The organism is Streptomyces sp. NPDC091209, assembly GCF_044757755.1.
Lineage (GTDB): Bacteria > Actinomycetota > Actinomycetes > Streptomycetales > Streptomycetaceae > Streptomyces.
On the sequence record NZ_JBIVVR010000016.1, the window covers coordinates 117,520 to 140,131 of the forward strand.

Consider the following 22,612-nt stretch of genomic DNA (forward strand, 5'->3'; position numbering starts at 1 on the left):
GAGTTGAGGCCGATGGGACGCGAGGTGGGAGGCGCGGCGAGACGGGCGCTGGGACGCGCGGGGCGGTCGGGCCGGGGATCGGCGCATCCGCGGTTCCGTACGTCCGTTCGCTGGTGGATCGCGGGACGCACGGTCCACGCCTTGCTGCTGATGACGCTGGGCGCGCTGGGCGGACTCTCGGTGATCGTGGCGGCGGCGTGGACGCTGACCGAGAACTCACCGCGTTCGATGGCGGACAGGTTCTCCGACGAGGAGCGGCTCCTGGACCTCAGCCTGGCCGTGCTGCGGGCCTGCGTCGGCACCGACAACCTCAGCCCCGAACCGGACAGCACCGCCCACCAGTTCCTCGCCACGGTCGCCTCCGTGACCGGCGCGCTGGTGCCGGCGGTGCTGCTCGGCATTGTCCTGATCAAGCTGTTCGCGCTGCGGCCCTTCGTCTGGCGGCGGCGGGCCAGCATCTCGCACGCCTGGACCGCCGACTTCCCGGGCTACTCGCGAATGAACGCCGGCAGCGACGACGCCATCATCGCCGTCCGTTTCTACAACCGCTTCGACAATCTCTCGGTCGTCGACCTGCGGGCCCGCGCCCATCTGCGCTATCTGGAACGCTCCCCGCACGACGGCAGCCTCGTCATCTACAAGCAGTGGCTGAAGGTCCTGGACGCGAAGGGTGAGCCGGCCGACGAGCGGAGCTGGCTCGCGGTCGAACGCGGGGCGCCGTTCACGGTGTGGATACCGGTCGAGGCGCCCGTGGCCGAGCTGCCGTTCCGCAGGATCCAGGGCAAGGACCTGGCCGGCTCGTCCGGGGTGAAGCTTCTCGTCCGGCTGACCGCGCGGACCGTCGGGCTCGGCACCGAGGTCGCCGACGAGCGTTGGTTCGACCTGGAGGCCGGGGACTTCGAACTGGGCCGCTTCGTGCCGCTCCAGCCGGACCTCGACAAGGACGTGTGGCGCTGGGAGGGCTGGTCCGACTTCGACGGACTGACCACCGCCCCCGGACCCGACGGAGACGAGCCCGCCCAGACGTGACCCCGGTTCCCCCGTCCCCCTGGTACCGGCTTCTTCGGCTCCTGCAGCCTTGGGCGCCGCGGGTGTCGCGGGCGCTGCCCTGGGCGTCGCGGGTGTCCTGGGGGTCCCGGGTCCTGGGTGTCGCGGGTGTCCCCGGGTGTCCTGGTGTCGCGGGGTGCCCCCGGGCGTCCCGGGTGTCCCGGGTGTCCCGGGTGTCCCGGGTGTCCTGGGTGTCCTGGGTGTCCCGGGTGTCCTCGGTGTCCCGCGTTTGCGGAGGACACCCAGGACGCCGAGGACACCCAGGCCGGGCCTCGCGCGCGGGCCGTGAGCACCGGCGACCCGGACGAGTCGCTCCCGTCGGCGTCACGCCTCGCGCGCGCGGGCCGCGAAGCGGGCCGCGAACGCGACGACGAGGTCGCGCAGTTCCTCGGGGCGCTCGATGACGAACGGCAGATCGAGGGCCGCGAGCACCGGCGGCAGCCAGTCGAGCCGCTCCACCCGCAGGTCGACGATCAGCCAGCGCCCGGATCCGGGTTCCGCGTCTGGCTCGGACGCCGGGTTCTCCGCGCTCGGCGGTTCCGCGCCTGGCTCGGACGCCGGGTTCTCCGCGCTCGGCGGTTCCGCGTCTGGCTCGGACGCCGGGTTCTCCGCGCTCGCGGGCTCCGCGCCCGGCGCGGACATCGGTTCCTCCACGGTCGCGACGCTCGCGGGAAGCCGGGCCCGGATCTGCTCGACCGTCCCGTCGATCCGCAGGGTCACCTCGTGCCGGTACGCCGCCGTGGCGAACCCGGACAGCACACGGCGCGCCGGATCCGGCTCGTCGACCGCCTCGAACGAACCGGGCAGGGGCCTCGCGCCGGTGACACGGTCGAGCCGGAAGGTCCGCTCCTCCCCGGCTCCGGGGTCCGTCCCGGTGACGTACCACTTGCCCGCGTGGGCCACGACCCCGTACGGGTGCAGCGTGCGGTCGCCGCGCCGCCCGGCGCGGTCGGTGTACCTGAACGAGACCGGCCGGCGGTGACGTACGGCGTCGGCCATGGTGAGCAGGACCTCCGCGTCGGGGCCGGCGAACGCGTCGGCCGGTTCCGTGAACGCGAGGGACTCCAGGACGGTGTCCACCCTGTGGGCCAGGCGCTCGGGCAGCACCCGCCGGATCTTCGCCGCCGCCGTCTCGCCCGCGGGGGTGTTCGTCGTCAGCCCCGCCCGGCGGCCGGCGACCAGACCGAGCAGCACGGCGACCGCCTCCTCCTCGCCGAGCATGAGGGGAGGCAGGCGATAGCCGGGGGCGAGACGGTAACCGCCGTAGCGGCCGCGCACCGCCTCGACCGGCACGTCGAGGTCGATCAGATGCTCCACGTACCGGCGCACGGTGCGCCCGTCGACGCCCAGCCGGTCGGCGAGTTCGGCCATGGTCCGGGTGCCGCCCGACTGCAACAGCTCCAGCAGGGTGAGCACGCGGCCGGTGGGTCGGGACACGGACCGACCTTAACGCGAATAGTGGACCGATTCTGTCCACTATCTGTCCTAGCGTGCGAAGGGCAACGACATCACGACCCCAGGGAGAACGTCATGAATCTCGTCTCGATCCGCGTCATCACCGGCGACGTCGCCCGCCTCGTCGAGTTCTACGAGAAGGTCACCGGACTGCCGGCGACCTGGTCCACCGAGGACTTCGCCGAACTGGAGACCCCCGGTGCCACCCTCGCCATCGCCGGCACCCGCACCGTCCCGCTGTTCGCGCCGGGCTCCTCCCACCCGGCCGACAACCACAGTGTGATCATCGAGTTCCTGGTGGACGACGTGGACCGGGTCCACGCCAACCTGACCGCCTTCGTCACCGACTTCGTCAAGGAGCCCACCACCATGCCCTGGGGCAACCGCTCGCTGCTGTTCCGCGACCCCGACGGCAACCTCGTCAACTTCTTCACCCCCGTCACCCCTGACGCGATCCGGAAGTTCGCCCCTACGCGTCCCGCCTCTTGAGCAGCGCGTAGCCGCCGATCAGGGCCGCGGCCACCCACAGCAGCATGATGCCGAGGCCGCCCCAGGGCCCGTAGGGGGTGTCGTCGAGAGGGGTCACCACCCGGAGGATTCTGCTGCCGGCCTGGTCGGGGAGGTAGCGGCCCACCCTCTTCGTCGCGGACACGGCTCCCAGGATGTTGGAGATCAGGAAGAAGAACGGCATCAGGATGCCGAGCGAGAGCATCGGACTGCGCAGCATCGCCGCGACGCCCATCGAGAAGACGGCGATGAGCGTCATGTAGAGCCCCCCGCCGATCACGGCGCGCAGCACCCCCGGGTCGCTGATCGACGCCTTGTGCGTGCCGAGCGCGGCCTGGCCCACGAAGAACGTGATGAAGCTGGTGACCATGCCGACGGCGAGGGCGAGGCCGGCCGCCACCGCGATCTTGCTGAAGAGGAACGTGCCGCGCTGGGGAACCGCCGCGAGCGAGGTGCGGATCATGCCGGTGCTGTATTCGTTGCCCACGACGAGCACCCCGAACACGATCATCGCGAGCTGGCCCAGTGTCATGCCCGCGAAGCTGATGAACGTCGGGTCGAAGGTGAGCCGGTCCCGCGCGCTCAGGTTGTCCCACTCGTTGTTGGAGAGGAGCGAGATGAGGAGGCCCAGGGCGATCGTGACGACCGCGGCGAGACTCAGCGTCCACACCGTGGACGACACGGACCGGATCTTGGTCCACTCGGACTTGAGGACCTGGGTGGCCGCCATCGTCAGTCCTTCTTCCAGTCGCCGCCCCATTGCGGGGCCGGGGGCGCGCTCGGCGGGCTCGACGAGCTGGGCAGGCTCTGCGGACCCGGCTCGTCGGTGTGCGCGTGGTACTCCACCGACTCCGCGGTGAGCTGCATGAACGCCTCCTCCAGCGAGGCCTGCTGAGGGCTCAGCTCATGCAGCACGATCTGGTGCCGCGCGGCCAGCTCGCCGATGTGCTCCGGCTTCCCGTCGTCCACTTCGAGTGCGCCGCTGCCCGTCCGGACGACGGTGATCCCCGCGCCCTGCAGCACGTCGAGCAGCCGCTCGCGCTGCGGGGAGCGGATCCGGACGTACGAGCGCGAGTTCTGCTGGATGAAGTCGGCCATCGAGGTGTCGGCGAGCAGTCTGCCCTGGCCGATGACGACGAGGTGGTCGGCGGTCAGCGCCATCTCGCTCATGAGGTGCGAGGAGACGAAGACCGTACGGCCCTGCGTGGCCAGGGATTTCATCAGGTTGCGGATCCAGTGGATGCCCTCGGGGTCGAGGCCGTTGACCGGCTCGTCGAACATCAGGATCCGCGGGTCGCCGAGGAGGGCGCCCGCGATGCCGAGCCGCTGGCCCATGCCCAGCGAGAACCCCTTCGCCTTCTTCCGTGCGACCGCGGTGAGACCGACGGTGTCGAGGACCTCGTGCACCCGCGCCTTCGGGATGCCGTTGCTCTGGGCCAGGCAGAGGAGATGGTTGAAGGCACTGCGGCCGCCGTGCATGGCCTGGGCGTCGAGCAGGGCGCCGATGTACTTCAGGGGGTCCTTGAGATGGTCGTAGTGCTGTCCGTCGATCCGTACGTCGCCCGCGGTGGGACGGTCGAGCCCGAGCATCATCCGCATCGTCGTGGACTTCCCGGCACCGTTGGGACCGAGGAAGCCGGTCACGATGCCCGGTCTGACGGAGAAGGTGAGGTTGTTGACCGCCACCTTCTCGCCGTACCGCTTGGTCAGCCCCGCGAGCTCGATCATGCGGCCACGCTAAGACGGCCCCCGGGGGCCTGCCACTTGGGCGAGGACTCCCTCGCGGGCACGACGAGGCCCGCGCCCTCGGGAGAGGGAACGGGCCCTGGTGTCGTGCTGTGCGGTTACCGGTACCGGTGTGCGGTCACCGGGACTGCTGGGCAGGAACCCCGCGAGAGATCGGCTCGTCGTCGGCCGGGCCGGTGGCGGCGGCCACCGCGGCGCCCGTGAGCGTCGCGAGCATCTCGCGGACGTTCGTGAGCTGCGCGTTGATCGAGTCGCGGCGGTTGGTGAGGGCGGCCAGCTCGCGCTCGGATTCCGAGCGGATGCGGTCGGCCTTGGCGTTCGCGTCGGCCACGATGTCCTCGGCCTGGCGCTGAGCCGTCTCCACCGTCTGGCGGGCACGGCGTTCGGCGTCCGTGCGCAGCTTCTCGGCCTCCAGACGGAGCTGCTCGGCGCGGTGCTCGATCTCCGCGAGGCGCTTCTCGGCCTTGGCCTGCCGCGACGCCAGGTCGCGCTCGGACTGCTCGCGGCGCTTGGCGAGGTTCGTCTCGAAGTCGGCGGCGGCCTGGGCGGCCTTGGCACGGGTCTCCTCGAAGAGGGCGTCCGCCTCCTCGCGCTTGGACTGCGCGTCCTTCTGTGCCTCGCCGCGCAGCTGAGAGGCGTCGCTCTTGGCCTTCTCGACGATCCGGACGCCCTCGTCCTCCGCCTTGGACTTGCGGTCCGAGGCGAACGATTCCGCGTCGTTGCGCACCTGCTGAGCCGCCGACTCGGCGAGCTCGCGGTGCTGCTCGGACGCGCGACGGGCCTCCTCGCGCAGGTCCTTGGCCTCCTCCTCGGCGAGGCGGAGGATCTTCTCGACGCGCGCGCCGAGACCCGCGTACGACGGCTCGGCGTCGCTCACCTGGGCCTGGGCGTTCTGCGTTTCGAGATGGAGTTCCTCGATGCGCTTTTCAAGGGCGGTGATACGGGCCAGAGCGCTGTCACGGTCGGAGACGAGCTTCGAGATGCGTTCGTCCACCTGAGCGCGGTCGTATCCACGCCGCACAAGCTCGAAGCCGTAGGGGGAAGTGTCGCTCATGGGGTTCCTGTCGAATGAGACCGGTGAGGTGATAGGTGGAATCCTAGGGGGCAATGCGGTGTGTCATCGAGCGGATACGTGTTTGATCTGGAGAATGACACTCCTTTTGGGTGGCTAGCTGTCGGATGGCTTGCCAGAACCTGTGACAAACCTCCCACAAAGCACGGAATCAGTGCTTCCGGCTAGCTCTCCGACGCCTTGCCACCCGAACGGGCAGCCCCCGCGGCAGCACCCGCCTTCACCCCACCGTCCTTGCCACCCGATGGCGCCTCGAAAGACTCCAACGCTTCCAGGACGTCCTGGACACGGGAGATCTCCGCGTTGATGTCCTCACGCCGGCGGACCAGGACCTCCAGGTCGCGCTTGCCCTCCTCCACGGCGGCCTTCGCCTCCTGGATGGCCTCCGACCTGATCTTCTCGGCCTCGGCGACGAGCGAGGACTTCTTCTGCTCGGCCTCCTTCAGGAGCCCCTCGGCCTTGCGCACCGCGGCGATACGGACCTTGCTCGCCTCGGAGTTCGCCTCCGCCAGCAGATCCTTGGCCTTCGCGTCGGCCTCGGCGAGCTGGTCCTCGGCGGCCTTGATGAGCGCGTCGCACCGGTCACCCGCGTTCTTCATCGCCTCGGACGACTCACGGCGGGCCCGCTCGTGCAGATCCTCGATCTCGGACGTGACGCGGTCGCGCAGCTCCTCCGCGCGCTCCCGGATCGCCGTGGCGTCCCGGCGCGCGCCGATCAGCAGCTCGTCCGCGTCCGTACGGGCCCGCTCCACGAGGGTGTTGCCCTCGACGGTCGCCTCCGAGACGAGCCGCTCGGCCTCGCCCCGCGCCACGCCGACCATCGTGTCGGCCTGCGACTCGGCGTCCGCCGTCGTCTTCTGCGCGCTCTGCTGCGCCTCGGAGAGCAGCTTGTCCGCCTCGGAAGCCGTCTCGGAGATGAGCGTGTCGACCTGCTCGGCCGCCTCGGAGCGCCGCTTGTTGGCTTCCTGACGGGCCGCGTCCAGCGTGCGCTCGGCCTCCTCGCGCGCCGCCGCCGTGCGCCGCTCGGCCTCCTCCGTCGCCCGCGCCTTGAAGCGCTCGGCCTCGGTGCGGATCCGCTCGGAGTGCTGCTGCGCGGAACCGACCGCATCGGCGGCCTCGGCGCGCAGCCGCTCCGCGTCACCGGTCGCGTCCGAGATGAGCTTCTCGGCCTTGGCCACGGACTCGGCGCGTACCCGCTCGGCCTCGGCCGCGGTCTCGATCCCGAGCCGCTCGGCCTCCGCCGTCGCCTCGGTGATGAGCGTGTCCACCTGCGCGGCCGCGTCCGAACGGATCCGGTTCGCGTCCTCCCGGGCGTCCGCACGGGTGCGCGCGGCGTCCTGGTCGGCGTTCGCGATGGCGTCCGACACCTCGGTGCGCACCCGCTGGGCGTGGTCGGCCGCGTCCGAACGCATCCGCTCCGCCTCGGCGATCGCCTCCGCGACCGTGCGCTCCGCGAGGGCGCTCGCGGCCTCCGACGCCTCGCTCGCCTCGCGCCGTACCCGTGCCGCGTCCTCGGACGCCCGCTCGCGCTCGGCGTAAGCGTCGGCGCGGACCCGGTCCGCCTCCTCCTGCGCCTCGGTGCGCGTACGGTCCGCCACGTGCTCGGCGGCCGAGCGCAGCCCGGTGATCTCCTCCTGGGCCTGCTCGTGCAGCCCCGCCACGGAGTCGCGCACCTGCTGCGCGGTCTGCTCGGCGTTGGAGACCATCTCGGTCGCGCGCCGGTCCGCCTCCTCGACCAGCCGTACGGCCTCGGTCTGGGCCTCCTCGACGCGCTTGCGCGCGGAGGCGAGCAGTTCCTCGCTCTGCTCGCGGGCCCGCTCACGCTCCTGGTCGGCCTCCTGGCGTGCCGAACCGAGGGTCTCCTCGGCCTCGCGGCGGCGCCGGGCGGCCTCCTCCTGGGCGGCGGCCAGCGTCTCGGCACCCTCGGTCGCCAGACGCTCGGCCGCGGCCTGGGCCTCGCTCCGCACCCGGTCGGCGCTGTCCTGGGCCTCCGCCTTCAGCCGCTCGGCCTCCGCCGCGGCCTCCGAACGCAGCCGTACGGCGATGGCCTCGCCCTCGGCCCGGGACGCCGACGCGTCCCCCGCGGCCTCGTCGCGCAGCCGGTCGGCCTCCGTCTCGGCCTGCGCCTGGAGCGTACGGATGCGCTCGGCGGCCTCCGAACGCAGCCGGTCGGTCTCCTCGGCGGCCTCGCGGCGGATCCGCTCGGCTTCCGCACGCGCTTCCGTCAGCGCCTGCTCGGCGGAGGTGAGACGGTCCTCGGCCTCCGTGTGCAGCCGGGCAAGACCCTCGGCGGCCTCGGCCTGACGGGCCGCTATGGCCCGCTCGGTGTCCTCGCGCTGCCGCTCGGCGGCCCGCTCCGCGTCGGCCGCGATCGTCTCGGCCTGCTCGACGGCGTCCGCGCGGTGCTTCTCGGCCTCCCCGCGGGTCCGCTCCAGCGTCTCCTCGGCCTGCCGGCGCAGGTTCGTGGCGCGCTCGATGGCCTCGGTGCGGACCTTCTCGCTGTCGGCCGTGGCGGCCTGGCGGAGCTCGTCCGCGTCCGCCTTCGCCTTGCCGAGCAGCTCCTCGGCGGTCCGGGCCGCCTCCTCGATCTGCTGGACGGCTTCGCGCCGGGCCTCGGCACGGATGCGCTCGCCCTCGGCGACCGCGTCCGAACGCAGCTGCTCGGCGTCACCGCGCAGCCGCCGCGCCTCCTCCTGGAGCTCGACCGTCTTGGCGCGGTACTCCTTGGTGTCGTCCTTCGCCGTGCCCTTGAGCTGCTCGGCGATGTCGTGCGCCTCGGCGCGCAGCCGGTCGGCCTCGGTCTCCGCCTCGGTGCGGATCCGCTCGGCCTCCTCGGCCGCCGCCTTCGTGGTCCTCTTGGCCTCGTCGGAGGCGCGGTTGAGCACGTCCTCGGCGGTCCGGGCGGCCTTGGCGAGCTGGGAGGCGGTCTCCTCGGCGGTGAGGCTGCGGGCGCTGTCCTCGGCCTCGGCGACGATCGTCTCGGCCTTCGAACGGGCGTCGGCGACGATCTGCTCGGCCTCGGACTTGGTGGTCTCGGCCTCCTTGGTGGCCTCGCTGACCAGCCGGGCGACCTGCTCCTTGGCCGTCCGCGTGCGCTGCTCGTTGACCGACTCGGCACCGGCGACCGTCTTGGCCGCGGCCTCCTTGGCCTCGTTGAGGACCTTGTCGGCCTCGGCCTGCGCCTCGCGCAGCGCGTTCTCGGCTGCGCTCATCCGCTGCTCGGCGGCCCGGCTCAGCTCGGTGGCCTGACGGCGGGCGTTGTCCGATTCGTTGGCCGTGGAGCTGCGCAGCTGCTCGGCGTGGTCGGTGGCCTCCTGGGCCTGCGTCGACGCGGCGTTCAGCAGCCGCTCGGCGTCCGTGCGGGCCCGGCGCAGCAGCGCCTCGGCCTCGGCGCGGGTCGCCTCGGCGTCGTTGGTGAGCCGCTGGCGGGCCTCGGCGGCGACCCGCTCGGCCTCCGCGCGGGCCGCGGCGAGCGCCTGCTCGGCCTCGGCACGCGACTCGTCCAGCAGACGGCGGGCCTGGGACTCGGAGCGGGCGCGGAGCTGCTCCGCCCACGCCACGTTCTCGTTGACGTGCGATTCGACGGTCTGCCGGCGCTCGGCCAGCTCCTGGTCGAGCTGCTGACGGCGGGTGACCGCCTCCTGGTGCAGCTCCGCCTGGAGCCGGGCGGCCTGCTCGGCGTGCTCCTGGAGGATGCGCTGGGTCTGCGCCCGGGCCTGGCTGATCTCGCGCTCGGCGTCGACGCGCAGCTGGTCGGCCTGCATCTGGGCATTACGGAGCATCTGCTCGGCCTGATAGCCGATGTCGGCCCCGTCGTAGGCAGGACGGGTCGCCAGACTGCGGCGCGCCTCATGCAGCTTGGCGCGCAGCACCTCGACCTGATAGCCGAGGTCCTCGGCGTGCTGGACGGCCTTCTCCCGCTCGGTCTTCAGCCGTTCCATCTCGGCCTCGAACCGAGAGAGGTGGTCGACGTCAGCCGCCGGCTCTCGCTCCTGGCGTTCGTAGCCCCGCACTGCGCGGTCCCATCCGTCCCCTGGTCGCAAGTAAATCCGAACGAGCACCGTTCTTCCGCCGAACGGGGCCCCCGGGGAATGGTGTCAGATCAACGGCTGAGCACGGGCTGCTGCCCCGACGCTCGCCCCCCGAAACCTGGACCCCGGCCCTTGGTCCCGCTCGCCGGAAGGCGCCGGGACCACGGCCGTCCCCCTCGAAAGGCGACGGCCGACCCCAACCCTACCGGCCCAGATATACGGAGGTCAGTGCTCAGCCGACTCAACCGCCGCCGAAGTGACCAGTTCTGTCAGTACTCCGTGGCAATCCTTGGGGTGGAGGAACGTGATCCGGGACCCCATGGACCCGGTCCGGGGCTCGTCGTAGAGGACTCGGACGCCCTTGTTCCGGATGTCCGCGGCGTCGCCGTCGACGTCCGCGGTGCCGAAGGCGATGTGATGCACGCCCTCGCCGTTCTTGGCCAGCCACTTGCCCACGGCCGAGTCCTCGCGGGTGGGTTCGAGCAGCTGGAGGTAGGAGGCGCCGCCGTCGGACGTCTCGTTGATCTTGAGCATGGCCTCCCGGACGCCCTGCTCCTCGTTGATCTCGGAGTGGAAGACTTCGAAGCCGTACGTCGCACGGTAGAACTCGACAGTGGCGTCGAGGTCGAAACAGGCGATCCCGATGTGGTCGATTCGCGTCAGCATGGAGTCAGTGCAGCGCTCCTGGCGTGGTTACGCAACGTGCGCGCGATCACACTGCGGGCCGGATGACGGTTGGCCTACCGCTCAGTACATTCTCAGTAAACCCTCGTTCACTCCTCGGCTGTGCAAGCCGGTAAGGGGATCGCACCTCATGTCTGGAACGAACAGCAGTACCTCGGTTATCGTCGCGGGCGCCCGTACGCCCATGGGACGGTTGCTGGGCTCGCTGAAGTCCTTCTCCGGGGCCGACCTCGGCGGCTTCGCGATCAAGGCCGCCCTCGACCGTGCGGGCATCGGCGGCGACCAGGTGCAGTACGTGATCATGGGCCAGGTGCTCCAGGCCGGGGCAGGGCAGATCCCGGCACGCCAGGCCGCCGTCAAGGCGGGCATCCCGATGAGCGTCCCGGCCCTGACCATCAACAAGGTGTGTCTCTCCGGCCTCGACGCCATCGCCCTCGCGGACCAGCTCATCCGCGCCGGCGAGTTCGACATCGTCGTCGCCGGCGGCCAGGAGTCCATGACGAACGCCCCGCACCTGCTCCCGAAGTCCCGTGAGGGATACAAGTACGGCGCGATCGAGATGCTCGACGCCATGGCGTACGACGGTCTGACGGACGCCTTCGAGGGCATCGCCATGGGCGAGTCCACGGAGAAGCACAACACCCGCCTCGGGATCCAGCGCCCGGCGCAGGACGAGATCGCCGCCCTCTCCCACCAGCGCGCGGCCGCCGCCCAGAAGAACGGCATCTTCGAGGCGGAGATCACACCCGTCGAGATCCCGCAGCGCAAGGGCGAGCCCGTCGTCTTCAGCAAGGACGAGGGCATCCGCGCCGAGACGACCGCCGAGTCGCTCGGCAAGCTGCGCCCCGCCTTCGCCAAGGACGGCACCATCACCGCCGGCACCTCCTCGCAGATCTCGGACGGCGCGGCCGCCGTGGTCGTGATGAGCAAGGCCAAGGCGCTGGAGCTCGGTCTTGAGTGGATCGCGGAGATCGGCGCCCACGGCAATGTGGCGGGGCCGGACAACTCCCTGCAGTCGCAGCCCTCGAACGCGATCCTGCACGCCCTGAAGAAGGAGGGCCTGGAGGTCGAGGACCTCGACCTGATCGAGATCAACGAGGCCTTCGCGGCGGTCGCGGTCCAGTCGATGAAGGACCTCGGGGTGTCCACGGAAAAGGTGAACGTCAACGGTGGCGCCATCGCCCTCGGTCACCCGATCGGCATGTCCGGCGCCCGGGTCGTGCTGCACCTCGCCCTCGAACTGAAGCGGCGCGGCGGCGGTGTGGGCGCGGCCGCCCTGTGCGGCGGCGGCGGTCAGGGCGACGCGCTGATCGTGCGGGTGGCCAAGGCCTGACCCGCGTTCGACCGACCGACCTCTCGTGAACGGAGCTGTGATGCAGGACGTCTCCTCGCTGGTGACCCAGGCCAGGGAAGGACGGCCGCGGGCGGTGGCCCGGCTGATCTCCCTCGTGGAGGGAGCGGCACCACAGCTCCGTGAGGTCATGGCCGCGCTGGCCCCGCTGACCGGCAACGCGTACGTGGTGGGCCTCACCGGCTCGCCCGGCGTCGGCAAGTCGACGTCGACGTCGGCGCTGGTGACGGCCTACCGGCGGCAGGGCAAGCGGGTCGGTGTCCTCGCCGTCGACCCGTCCTCGCCGTTCTCCGGGGGCGCGCTGCTGGGCGACCGTGTCCGGATGTCCGACCACGCCTCGGACCCGGGCGTCTACATCCGCTCGATGGCGACGCGCGGCCATCTCGGCGGACTGGCCTGGTCGGCCCCCCAGGCGATCCGCGTCCTGGACGCGGCGGGCTGCGACGTGATCCTGGTGGAGACCGTCGGCGTCGGCCAGTCGGAGGTGGAGATCGCCTCCCAGGCCGACACCTCCGTCGTCCTCCTCGCCCCCGGGATGGGCGACGGCATCCAGGCCGCCAAGGCGGGAATCCTGGAGATCGGTGACGTGTACGTCGTCAACAAGGCGGACCGTGACGGTGCCGACGCCACCGCCCGCGAGCTCAACCACATGCTCAGCCTCGGTGAGTCCCGGCGTCCGGGGGACTGGCGCCCGCCGATCGTCAAGACCGTCGCCGCGCGCGCCGAGGGCATCGACGAGGTCGTCGAGGCCCTGGAGAAGCACCGGGCGTGGATGGAGGAGCACGGCGTACTGACCGAGCGCCGGCTCGCCCGGGCCTCCCAGGAGGTCGAGACGATCGCGGTCACGGCGTTGCGCCGGCGGATCGGCGACCTCCATGGCGACCGCCGACTGAGCGCCCTCGCGGAGCGCATCGTCGCGGGCGAACTGGACCCCTACCGAGCCGCCGACACCCTGATCGAGGGCCTGACGGAGAGCTGAGCACGCCGACGCGAGCCGGCCCGGCCTCTGCTCCGGGCACACACTCCGGAGCCGCCGCGCGCACTCCGGGCCGTAGTCGGCGCGGTGCGCCCCGGCGCGATGTGGCACAGCTCGGCGCGCGCCGTGCGTTCCCAGGGGGCCACCGCAGCGCGGTGAGCTTCGGGGTGCCGACGAGCCCGGCTGTGCCGTGTCGCACGGCACGGCGCCCGCCGAAGCGGTGCACACCCGTCCCACAGTCCGAGATAGCACCTCGCACCACCCACACTCCCCTCTGACGCCGCCGCCGACGTCGAACCGCGCGCCGGGACGGTACGAGGCCGTCCGGCTTCCCTCCCGGGCGGAGCCCTGCGACGCGCGCCGCGAAGGCGATCAGCGGACGGGCGGAGTTGATGCGACGGTGCTCCCGGCGCGCGCCCGTGCGGGGCACCGCCGTGCGGTCCCGGGGCGCCGAGCCGCGCGGGTGGCCCCTGGGGGCGGCGCTGCGGTGCGGTGCCGTGCGGCGACGGCACCGGGCGGAGTTGATGCGGTGGTGCTCCCGGCGCCCGGCGCCCGCCGGGTGCTTGGGCTGTCCGTTGCGAGGCGGTGTCCTGCGGACGCAGGGCCGGGAGGCGACGGAGGCGGCGGAGGCGGCGGAGGCTGTGCCGCGTGCCGCGTGCCGCGTGCCGCGTGCCGCGTGCCGCGTGCGGGTGCCGGGTAGCCGGGCCGTGGGGCCCGCGGTGGCGTCCAGCGGGGCGTGTGTGCTCCGGGGGCTGGGTCAGGCGGTGTCGAGCGGGACGGTGCTGGTCCGGGTAGCGCGGTCGGGAAATACCTGGCCGACCCTCCGTGGCCGCTGTTACCTTGGGCGGCATGTTCCTCCTCTTGGCATAGGGCCCGCCCAGGCCCGCGACGTGAACGCAGCACCGTGGCTGCGGCGTCGCGGCACTCCGGCGACCCCTGTCCCGCCTCGCTGTTGAGGAACTCCACCCATGTCTGCGTCACCTTCGCGGCCGTCCTACGCCGCGCTCTTCCGCATTCCCCACGCCCGCCGCACCTTCGCGGCGGCCATGACCGGCCGTCTGTCGTACGGCGTGGTCTCCCTGGCCATGATGCTCACCGCCACCCGCGCCACCGGCTCGTACGCCGTGGCCGGCACGGTCATGGCGCTGTTCGGCGCGATGAGCGTGTTCCTGTCGCCCGCGCGGGCGGCGCTGATCGACCGGTACGGCGCCCGCCGTGCCCTGGTCCCCATGGCCTCGCTGTACGCGGGCCTGCTCACCGTGTTCGCGGCCACGGCCTGGCGGCCCGGCGCACCGGCCGCGGCGATCGGCGCGCTGGCGGTCGCCGCGGGCGCCTGCACACCCCCGCTCGGCCCCACGATGCGCGCCGTGTGGGGCGAAGTGGTCCAGGACGAACGGCTGTTGCAGCGCGCGTACGGCCTCGACGGTGTCGTCGAGGAGATCCTGTTCGTCTCCGGACCGCTGCTCGTCGGCGCGGTCGTCCAGGTGGCGCCGCCTGCCGCGGCGGTCGCGCTGAGCGCCCTGCTGGTGTGGTCGGGAACCCTGGCGTTCGTTCTGTCCCCGGTCGTGGCGGGCGTCCGTCCGGCCGCGGCGAAAGCGGCCGGGGCGACACGCGGCGGCCGCCGGTGGCGCGGCGGACGGGCCCTCGCCCAGCCCGTCGTCGTCGCGCTCGGCGTCGGCCTGTCCCTGGGCGCCGTCGACCTCCTGGTCATGGCGTTCGCCGGGCGGCATCACCACGGCGCGGGCGCGGTGGCCTGGGTGCTGGCCGCGCTGTCGCTGGGCAGCGCGCTGGGCGGCGTGCTGAACGGCGCGGTCGACTGGCGTACGGCCCCCGGCGTACGGCTGCCACTGCTGGCCGGCTGCCTGGGCCTCACGCTGCTCGCCGCGGGGCTCGCCCCCGGCCTCGGCACGCTGACGGTGGCCGTCGCCTGCGCCGGTTTCTTCGTCGCCCCGGCTCTTACGACGTCCTATCTGATGGCCGACGCGGCCGCCCCGCCCGGCTTCCGCACCCAGGCCGGAGCCTGGGTCAACACCGCGGTGAACGCGGGGAGTTCGGGCGGCTCCGCCGGCGCGGGCCTGCTGGTGGGCCGGCTGCCCCTGGGGCTGTGCTTCGCGTTCTCGGGGGCACTGGCGCTGGCGGCGGCCCTGGTCTGCGCGCGAAGCGCGAGAACCCCGCGTCCGGAAGCGGACGCGGGGCACCGTGCGGCCGGGAGCGCGCCCCCCGTCGAACCGGACGGCGCGCAACTCCCGTGCTAGTCCTACGGCTTGCCGCGCTGTCCCAGCAGGTGCTCGGCGATCGGCCGCAGCGACTTGTGCAGGTCCTCCAGCGCCTCGGGTGACACCAGATCGATGAAGTGCCGTCGTACGGACGTCACATGATGCGGCGAGACCTTCTTCATCGTCTCCATGCCGTGCTCGGTGAGGACCGCGTAGAGCCCTCGCCGGTCGGACTCGCAGTTCTCGCGGCGCACCAGGTCCGCGTTCTCCATGCGCGTGATCTGGTGCGAGAGGCGGCTCTTGGACTGGAGGGTGGCGGACGCCAGATCGCTCATCCGCATGCGTACGCCCTCCGACTCGGAGAGGTTCACCAGGATCTCGTAGTCGTTCATCGTCAGCCCGAACGGCTGAAGGTCCCTTTCGAGCTGGTACGTCAACAGCCTGTTGACCTCCAGGTGGGTGCGCCAGGCGCACTGCTCCGCATCGGTCAGCCAGCGCGTGGCCGTCTCGGTCTCCATGAATGAAGTCTACCTAAAATGTTGAAAGGCGAACTAGTGAGGGGTTATGTGACCGTGCGCACACGTTCGATGCGCGTTCGATGTCACACTCCGCAGACTACCGCTCACAGCCCGAAGCGACGCTGGAGGTCCCCCAGCTGTCCGGGAAGGCGCGGTGCGCCGGCTTGCCCTCCGTGCTGACCGGGCACCCCTCCCGCGCCGGGCACTCCGGCCTGGTGCGGGACCGCCCCCGTGGCCTGCTCCGCCATCAGGATCTCGGTGGACTGGAGCAGCACCGTGCCGGCCCCGACGAACTCGAACTGGTGCTCCTCGCCCGAGGCCCCTCCGAGGCCCGTCATCGCACGTAGACCGCCCATCACGCCTGTCATGTACCCATGGTCGTAGTGGTGGCACGGGGACGGGCAGTCCGCCCACCCGACGAGGGCCTGCGGGTCCACCCTGATCGGGGGTTCCATGAACACCACCGGACCGTTCGACGCGGCCACGAACTTGCCGGTTCCGATCAGGGTCAGAAAGCCCGGCACGATCGACTGCTTGAGCGCGAGACTTGGCTGAAAAGCGAGCAAGTTGCCCGAGCGAATGGTCAGGTTGCCGTCGTCGAGGTCGTACGAATTCACGTCGAAGGCCCGGTCGGCGAGCAGCATCTTGCCCGAGCCCTGCGCCACGACCCAGTCGCTCGCGTGCAGAGGCGAATGAAAAGACGTACGGACAAGACGGTCAAGTCGGCCGTGCCCGATGCCGTTGAACTCCATCGATCCGTAGTAGGCGATCATCTTGCCCTTCTGCAGGAACCACTCGCTTCCCTTGAGCTCCACGCAGAAGGTGTATTTGTTGACATTGTCGTCGACCGGCAGCGACATCGGATCGTGGATCACCGGGCCGCCGGGGGCTCCGTACCCGCTCACAGCTTCTCCTCCGAGGCCTGGACGTACACCGAACCGCTTCCGCTCAGCTCCAGCTGGAACGCCTCGCCCGAACCGCGGCCCACCATGTCGCGCCAGCCCAGCGCGGTGGACAGCTTGTTGCGCACGTCGCCGTGGTGCGCCACGTACGCCTGCGGGTCGACGTGCACCGTCCGCTGCGGGGTGATCGGGACCTCGAAGACTCCGCCGTGCGCCATGACGGCCACCGCGCCGTGCCCCTTGAGCGTGGTCGTGAAGAGCCCCTGGCCCGTCACCTGGCCCCGCACCATGCCCATCACGCCGCCCTGCGAGCCGAGGAACATCGTGCCCTGCTGCAGCGCCCCGTCGAAGGCCAGCAGCCGGTCCGCCTCGACGTACAGCGTGTCGCCCGTGAGGCTGATCACGTGGACGTGGTGGCCGCCGTGCCCGAAGAGCACGGTGCCGGCGCCCTCGACGGTCATCAGGGGAGTCGCCTCGTTGGCCAGCCGGCGGCCGATCATCGACATCACGCCGCCCTGCCCGCCCTGGATGTTGGGCGTGAACGACACCTCGCCCTTGTACGCGAGCATCGCGCCGCGCTGACTGAACAGCCGCTGGCCCGGCACCACCGTCGCCTCGACCATCTTCGAGTTCACCTCGCGGAACGGCATGTCACACATCCCCCGCGATCGTGTTGCGCTCACTGGGCTGGACGTAGACCAGCCCGTCGCCCTCGAAGCGCATCTGGAACGCCTCGCCACCGCCCTCGCCGAGGAACGTGCGGAACGTCACACCGGACTGCAACGACTGGCGCACGTTGCCCTGATGCGCGATGTACGCCCCGGGGTCGACCGTCAGCGGGTACCGGTCGCTGACCCGCAGCACCACCGCGGTCCCGTCCGACATGATCGCCGCCTGGCCGTGGCCCTCGACGGTGGTCGTGAACAGTCCGTTGCCCTGCGAGGCGCCGCGCAGGCCCGTGAATGTCGTGCCCGTGCGCAGACCCGCGTCCGTGGCGAGCAGATTGCTCGACTCCACGTACAGCTTGTCCCCCTGAAGAGCCACCAGGTTGATCTCCGAGGCCCGGTCCGCGAACCAGCAGGTGCCGTGCCCCTTCACCTCCATCACCGTCATCTGCTCACCGGTGAGGCGCCGGGTCACCATCCCCCGGATCCCCTCACCGCCCCCGCTGAGCTTCTTGAAGGCCATCTGACCGTCGTACGCGACCATGGAGCCGTTCTTCGCCTTCACGGCGTCCCCGGTCATGTCGACGGCCAGCACCTTGCTGCCCTGAAGTCGAAACATCGCCACGGTGTGAAGGTAGCCGCAGTGCCGGACCGCGGACAGAGTCCAGAGGTGGATCTCACCCCTGAGCCGACCCCTAAGGGCCCCGGAACCGGGATCGCGCCCTTCGGATGCCACAATGTCCGGGACGCTTGTGCGTGCGTTCACAAGGAAGCGTTCCCCCCGACAGCGAATCCCACCGAAGGTGACCCGTGGACATAAAGACCGCCACCGCACTCCGCCGGCTCCGTCTGGTCTCGGCGCCCGAAGCCGTTTCCTTCCTGCTGCTGCTCGTCTGCTCGGTGCTGAAGCGGACCACGGACTTCAACGCCGTCCCCGTCATGGGCGCGGTCCACGGCGTCCTCTTCATCCTGTACGTGATCTTCTGGGCGGACGCCTGGAACCGCACCCGGTGGAGCGCCGGTACCGGCGTCCTCTACTTCGTCCTCTCCGTCCTGCCCACCGGCGGCTTCTTCGCCGAGCGCAAGCTCAAGCGCGAGACCGAGGACGCGGTCATCGCGTCCCGCGCCCGCAAGGAAGGGGTCGTGAACGCATGATCGTCGCGTTCTCCGTGACACCGCTCGGTGTCGGCGACGACGTGGGGGAGTACGTCGCCGACGCCGTCCGTGTCGTCCGTGAGTCCGGCCTGCCCAACCGCACCGACGCGATGTTCACCTCGATCGAAGGTGACTGGGACGAGGTGATGGCCGTCGTCAAGCGTGCCGTGGCCGTCGTCGAGGAACGCGCGCCCCGCGTCTCGCTCGTCCTCAAGGCGGACATCCGCCCCGGCGTGACCGACGGCCTCACCTCCAAGGTGGAGACAGTGGAGCGACACCTGTCGGCGTGAGGGTATGACGGCACGTCGGCACGACGGGCATGACCCCGGGCGCACGCCCCGTACCGAGAACCCCGGTCCCCAGGACCGGGGTTCTTTCGTGTCCCGGGCGGGCGGGGACGAAAGACCACCCGCCCGCACGCCCCCGCACCCAACCGGACGCGCCCCGTTCGACACGTCGTCAAAACTCCACTTATGTGTGGGTACCAGCCAGAACGATCGCGGGGCACGTTCCACCACTGGAGGGCGATGTGCGGCCCGAGGGCTACGACTACGACACCTGCAGCCGACTCGCCGGACCCCTGACCCAGCCGTCCGGCACCGGCTACCGGGTGCAGTACACCCAGCTCCTCTCGCGAGAACCGCACCGGAAAAGGGCCGTCCTGCTGATGACCCTCGCGCCCGTCCTCACCGGCGCGCTCCTCGTCTACCTCGTGTGGCCCACCCACTGGGTGGAGCGCGCAGGCGGCGAGCCCTGGCTGATCGCCCTCGACACCACCATGCTCGTCGCCATCGCCCTGATCGAGTTCTTCATGGTCGTCAACGTCATGAGCATCGCCCACGCGGCGATGGTCGCGCGCGACCCCGTTCCCGTCCTCCCCGCGCAGGGGACCCGGGTCGCGTTCCTCACCACCTACGTCCCGGGCAAGGAACCCCTCGCCACGCTCCGGGCCACCCTCGAAGGCGCGGTCGGGCTCACCCACACCGGTCCCCTCGACGTCTGGCTCCTCGACGAGGGCGACGACGAGCAGGCCAGGGCCCTGTGCGCCGAGCTGCGGGTGAGGCACTTCACCCGCAGGGGGGTGCCCGAGTGGAACCGCCCCGAGGGACGACACAAGGCCCGCACCAAGCACGGCAACTACAACGCGTGGCTCTCCCTTTACGGTCACGCGTACGATTTCTTCGCCTCCGTCGACACCGACCATGTCCCGCTGCCCGGATTCCTGGAGCGGATGATGGGCTACTTCCGGGACCCCGACGTGGCGTTCGTCGTCGGCCCCCAGGTGTACGGGAACTACGAGAACCCCGTCACCAAGGCCGCCGAGTCCCAGCAGTTCCTCTTCCACGCCCTGATCCAGCGCGCCGGCAACCGCTACGGCTCGCCCATGTTCGTCGGCACCAACAACGTCGTCCGCATCGCGGCCCTCAAGCAGATCGGCGGGCTGTACGACTCCATCACCGAGGACATGGCCACCGGGTTCGAACTGCACCGGCACCGGAACCCGCGGACGGGCCGGCACTGGCGGTCCGTCTACACCCCGGACGTCCTCGCCGTCGGCGAAGGCCCCTCCTCCTGGACCGACTTCTTCACCCAGCAGACCCGCTGGTCGCGCGGCACCTACGAGACCCTGTTCAAGCAGTACTGGAAGGCACCGTTCACCATGCCTCCCGGCCGGCTGTTCTCGTACACCCTGATGCTCCTCTACTACCCGATGACCGCCGTCAACTGGCTTCTGGGCATGCTCAGTTGCTTCCTCTTCCTGTGGTTCGGGGCCTCCGGGACACAGGTCACGGCCTCCCTGTGGCTGATGCTCTACAGCGACGCCGCCGCCCTCCAGATCTGCCTGTACCTGTGGAACCGACGGCACAACGTCTCGCCGCACGAACCCGAGGGATCCGGCGGCCTGGCCGGCATGGCGATGTCGGCACTGTCGGCCCCCATCTATCTGAAGTCGCTGGGTGAGGCCCTGATACGGCGCCCCAGCCGGTTCGTCGTCACCCCGAAGGGCGGCGCCAGCCCCGACCGGCTCTCGACCTTCCGCGTCCACCTCGGCTGGGCCGCGCTGCTCGCCGTCTCGCTCGGCGCGTCGGCCGTCCTCGGCCACACGCACGCGGCCATGCGGACCTGGGCGCTGCTGGCCATGGGCATCGCCCTCGCGCCGGTCGCGGTCTGGGCCCACACCCGCGTCGCGGGGCGCCGGACCAGGCTCGTACTGCCCGCCCCCGCCCGGGTCCCCGGCGGCAAGGAACCGGTGCCCGCCGCGGTCGCCACCCCCGTCACGGTCACCGGCTCCACGACAGGAGGTACCTAGGCCATGGCGCACCGGCCCTCCAGGCAGACGAAGAAGACGAAGAAGACGCTGCTCGGCATCACGGGAATCGCCGTCCTCGCGGGACTCAACGCCCCGGCCGCGCTCGGCTTCGCCGGGGAGCAGTACTACGAGTACAAGATCTCCCGGCCCGCCTACCAGGCGAAGTACGGCTCGTGGAGCGGCGTCGACATCCCCGCGGAGTACCGCACCAACGCGATCCACGCGGCCCTGCTGCACACCGGGAAGGTGCTCATCGTCGCCGGGTCGGGCAACGAACAGAAGAAGTTCGACGCGGGGTCCTTCGACACGGTCCTGTGGGATCCGAGGACGGACACCTTCAAGAGGATCCCCACCCCGGACGATTTCTTCTGCTCCGGACACGCCCAGCTCCCCGACGGCAGACTGCTCGTGGCCGGCGGCACCGCCCGCTACGAACGGCTGGACGGCGAGGTCGTCCGGGCCGGCGGCGGCATGCGCGTGAAGAACGAGAACCCCGACAGGGCCATCGTCCTCAAGAAGGGCACCGTCTTCCGCTCACCCGCCGGCGTCGACTACGTCAGCAGGGCCGACGTGACGGTCCCCAGGGCCAGTCGGAACCAGGTCATCACGTACGACAGGGCCGGCGTCATGCAGCCGTGGAAGACCGAGGTCACCGCCGGCGAGGCCCGTGTCTTCGTGGAGGCGGAGGAGAAGGGACCGGGGGCGGTCACCGACCGGCAGGCCCAGTACGAGATCGTCGGCCTGCGCGGCGAGGACGCGTCCAACACGTACGGCCTCTCGGAGAAGATCACCCTGGCGAAGCAGGACTTCCAGGGCATCAGGGCCGCCTACGAGTTCGACCCGAAGGCCGAGAAGTACATCCCCGTCGCCCCGATGGCCAAGGCCCGCTGGTACCCGACCCTCGTCGGACTCGACGACGGACGGGTCCTCGCCGTCTCCGGCCTCGACGACGTCGGGGTCATCGACCCCGGCGACAACGAGATCTACGACCCGGTGACGAAGAAGTGGAGCCCCGGCCCGCACCGCTACTTCCCCACCTATCCGGCCCTCTTCCTCACCAAGGGCGGCAAACTCTTCTACCCGGCCTCCAACGCCGGATACGGACCCGCCGACCAGGGCCGCGAGCCGGGCCTGTGGGACCTCGGGACCAACACGTTCCAGAAGGTGCCCGGCCTGCGGGACGCCGACCGGACGGAGACCTCCGCCTCGCTCCTGCTCCCGCCCGCGCAGGACCAGAAGGTGATGATCCTCGGCGGCGGAGGCGTCGGCGAGTCCCGGAAGTCCACCGCCCGCACCGCCGTCGTCGACCTCAAGAAGGCCGGCCCGGTCTTCCAGGACGGCCCCGACCTTCCCCAGGGCACGCGCTATCTGAACAGCGTGATCATGCCGGACGACTCCGTCTTCACCACCAACGGCTCCAAGGACTACCGAGGCCGCGGCGCCAGCAACATCCTCAAGGCGCAGTTCTACGATCCCAAGGCCAACGCCTTCCACGAGGCGGCGTCCCCGCGCGTGGGCCGCAACTACCACTCCGAGGCGCTGCTCCTGCCCGACGGCCGGGTCGCCACCTTCGGCTCCGACCCGCTGTTCGACGACCGGCGGAACACCAAACTGGGCCACTTCGAACAGCGCATGGAGGTCTTCACCCCGCCCGCCCTGCACCGCAACGGCAAGAACCGTCCGGTGCTCGGCCGGGGCCCCGAGGAACTCGACGGGAACCACCGGGCGACGTTCGCCACCGACCACCCGGAACGGGTCGTCAAGGCGCGGCTGATGCGCCCCAGCGCCGTCACCCACACCACGGACGTCGAGCAGCGGTCGATCGAACTGGGGCTGACGAAGACCGCGGACTCGGTCACCGTCGACGTACCGCGGGACCCCGCGCTGGTGCCGCCCGGCTGGTACATGCTGTTCGTGACGGACGCCCAGGGCACGCCGTCCGAGGCGAAATGGATCCACGTCAGGTGACGGCGTAC

19 protein-coding genes are annotated in these 22,612 nt (G+C 71.1%); 9 read left to right on the top strand and 10 right to left on the bottom strand.

Translation table 11 applies throughout. From position 1 onward, the window contains the following. Positions 1-141: 141 nt before the first annotated feature. A complete protein-coding gene (locus tag ACIQRL_RS35145; RefSeq protein ID WP_401339241.1) occupies positions 142-1,029 on the top strand; it encodes a hypothetical protein in 888 nt (295 codons plus the stop codon). Between the two features lie 342 nt (positions 1,030-1,371). Here ACIQRL_RS35145 and ACIQRL_RS35150 read toward each other — a convergent pair whose 3' ends face one another. After that, positions 1,372-2,484 carry a WYL domain-containing protein gene (locus ACIQRL_RS35150; RefSeq protein WP_401339242.1) on the bottom strand — a complete coding sequence of 371 codons (1,113 nt, stop codon included), beginning with the start codon at positions 2,482-2,484 and terminating at the stop codon, positions 1,372-1,374. A gap of 93 nt (positions 2,485-2,577) precedes the next feature. Here ACIQRL_RS35150 and ACIQRL_RS35155 point away from each other — a divergent pair, with 93 nt between their 5' ends. Then, entirely contained in the window at positions 2,578-2,991 is a 414-nt protein-coding gene (locus ACIQRL_RS35155; protein WP_401339244.1) for a VOC family protein, read from the top strand. On the opposite strand, the gene ACIQRL_RS35160 is transcribed toward ACIQRL_RS35155, so the two are convergent. From ACIQRL_RS35160 to mce, 5 genes are all read right to left on the bottom strand, one after another. Further along, positions 2,972-3,739 (bottom strand): ABC transporter permease, encoded by a 768-nt coding sequence (locus tag ACIQRL_RS35160; protein WP_401339246.1) that lies wholly within the window; start codon positions 3,737-3,739, stop codon positions 2,972-2,974. The two genes, ACIQRL_RS35155 and ACIQRL_RS35160, sit on opposite strands and share 20 nt — an antisense overlap. Before the next feature lie 2 nt (positions 3,740-3,741). Continuing rightward, on the bottom strand, positions 3,742-4,737 hold the full coding sequence (locus ACIQRL_RS35165; protein WP_401339248.1) for an ABC transporter ATP-binding protein: 996 nt from the start codon (positions 4,735-4,737) through the stop codon (positions 3,742-3,744). A 136-nt stretch (positions 4,738-4,873) separates the two neighbouring features. Further along, positions 4,874-5,809, bottom strand: coding sequence for a cellulose-binding protein (locus ACIQRL_RS35170; protein ID WP_401339249.1), 936 nt, complete (start codon positions 5,807-5,809; stop codon positions 4,874-4,876). Positions 5,810-5,991: 182 nt separating this feature from the next. Continuing rightward, positions 5,992-9,840: a polarized growth protein Scy gene (gene scy, locus ACIQRL_RS35175; protein WP_401339251.1), complete on the bottom strand. Its 3,849-nt coding sequence runs from the start codon at positions 9,838-9,840 to the stop codon at positions 5,992-5,994. 243 nt (positions 9,841-10,083) lie between these two features. Continuing rightward, entirely contained in the window at positions 10,084-10,524 is a 441-nt protein-coding gene (gene mce, locus ACIQRL_RS35180; protein WP_261707191.1) for a methylmalonyl-CoA epimerase, read from the bottom strand. 148 nt (positions 10,525-10,672) lie between these two features. On the opposite strand from mce, the gene ACIQRL_RS35185 reads away from it, so the two are divergent. From ACIQRL_RS35185 to ACIQRL_RS35195, 3 genes are all read left to right on the top strand, one after another. After that, positions 10,673-11,875, top strand: a complete 1,203-nt coding sequence (locus ACIQRL_RS35185) for an acetyl-CoA C-acetyltransferase (RefSeq protein WP_261707192.1) — start codon at positions 10,673-10,675, stop codon at positions 11,873-11,875. A 40-nt stretch (positions 11,876-11,915) separates the two neighbouring features. Next, positions 11,916-12,872, top strand: a complete 957-nt coding sequence (gene meaB / locus ACIQRL_RS35190; protein WP_401339334.1) for a methylmalonyl Co-A mutase-associated GTPase MeaB — start codon at positions 11,916-11,918, stop codon at positions 12,870-12,872. 965 nt (positions 12,873-13,837) lie between these two features. Next, positions 13,838-15,124, top strand: a complete 1,287-nt coding sequence (locus tag ACIQRL_RS35195; RefSeq protein ID WP_401339253.1) for an MFS transporter — start codon at positions 13,838-13,840, stop codon at positions 15,122-15,124. Positions 15,125-15,126: 2 nt separating this feature from the next. Here ACIQRL_RS35195 and ACIQRL_RS35200 read toward each other — a convergent pair whose 3' ends face one another. The 4 genes from ACIQRL_RS35200 to ACIQRL_RS35215 all read right to left on the bottom strand — a co-directional run bounded on the left by ACIQRL_RS35200 (position 15,127) and on the right by ACIQRL_RS35215 (position 17,789). Then, positions 15,127-15,603, bottom strand: coding sequence for a MarR family winged helix-turn-helix transcriptional regulator (locus tag ACIQRL_RS35200; protein ID WP_401339255.1), 477 nt, complete (start codon positions 15,601-15,603; stop codon positions 15,127-15,129). Between the two features lie 104 nt (positions 15,604-15,707). Beyond that, positions 15,708-16,508 carry an AIM24 family protein gene (locus tag ACIQRL_RS35205; RefSeq protein ID WP_401339257.1) on the bottom strand — a complete coding sequence of 267 codons (801 nt, stop codon included), beginning with the start codon at positions 16,506-16,508 and terminating at the stop codon, positions 15,708-15,710. After that, entirely contained in the window at positions 16,505-17,155 is a 651-nt protein-coding gene (locus ACIQRL_RS35210; protein ID WP_365879607.1) for an AIM24 family protein, read from the bottom strand. Before ACIQRL_RS35210 ends, ACIQRL_RS35205 begins: the two co-directional genes overlap by 4 nt. A gap of 1 nt (position 17,156) precedes the next feature. Further along, entirely contained in the window at positions 17,157-17,789 is a 633-nt protein-coding gene (locus ACIQRL_RS35215) for an AIM24 family protein (protein ID WP_401339337.1), read from the bottom strand. 191 nt (positions 17,790-17,980) lie between these two features. Here ACIQRL_RS35215 and ACIQRL_RS35220 point away from each other — a divergent pair, with 191 nt between their 5' ends. From ACIQRL_RS35220 to ACIQRL_RS35235, 4 genes are all read left to right on the top strand, one after another. Then, the gene (locus ACIQRL_RS35220; protein WP_401339258.1) at positions 17,981-18,325 is read left to right on the top strand and encodes a DUF3817 domain-containing protein; all 345 of its coding nucleotides are present in this window, start codon (positions 17,981-17,983) and stop codon (positions 18,323-18,325) included. Continuing rightward, on the top strand, positions 18,322-18,615 hold the full coding sequence (locus ACIQRL_RS35225) for an MTH1187 family thiamine-binding protein (RefSeq protein ID WP_401339260.1): 294 nt from the start codon (positions 18,322-18,324) through the stop codon (positions 18,613-18,615). Before ACIQRL_RS35220 ends, ACIQRL_RS35225 begins: the two co-directional genes overlap by 4 nt. Before the next feature lie 239 nt (positions 18,616-18,854). Then, positions 18,855-20,636, top strand: coding sequence for a glycosyltransferase family 2 protein (locus ACIQRL_RS35230; protein WP_401339262.1), 1,782 nt, complete (start codon positions 18,855-18,857; stop codon positions 20,634-20,636). 3 nt (positions 20,637-20,639) lie between these two features. After that, a complete protein-coding gene (locus tag ACIQRL_RS35235; RefSeq protein ID WP_401339264.1) occupies positions 20,640-22,604 on the top strand; it encodes a galactose oxidase-like domain-containing protein in 1,965 nt (654 codons plus the stop codon). The last annotated feature ends 8 nt before the right edge of the window (positions 22,605-22,612 follow it).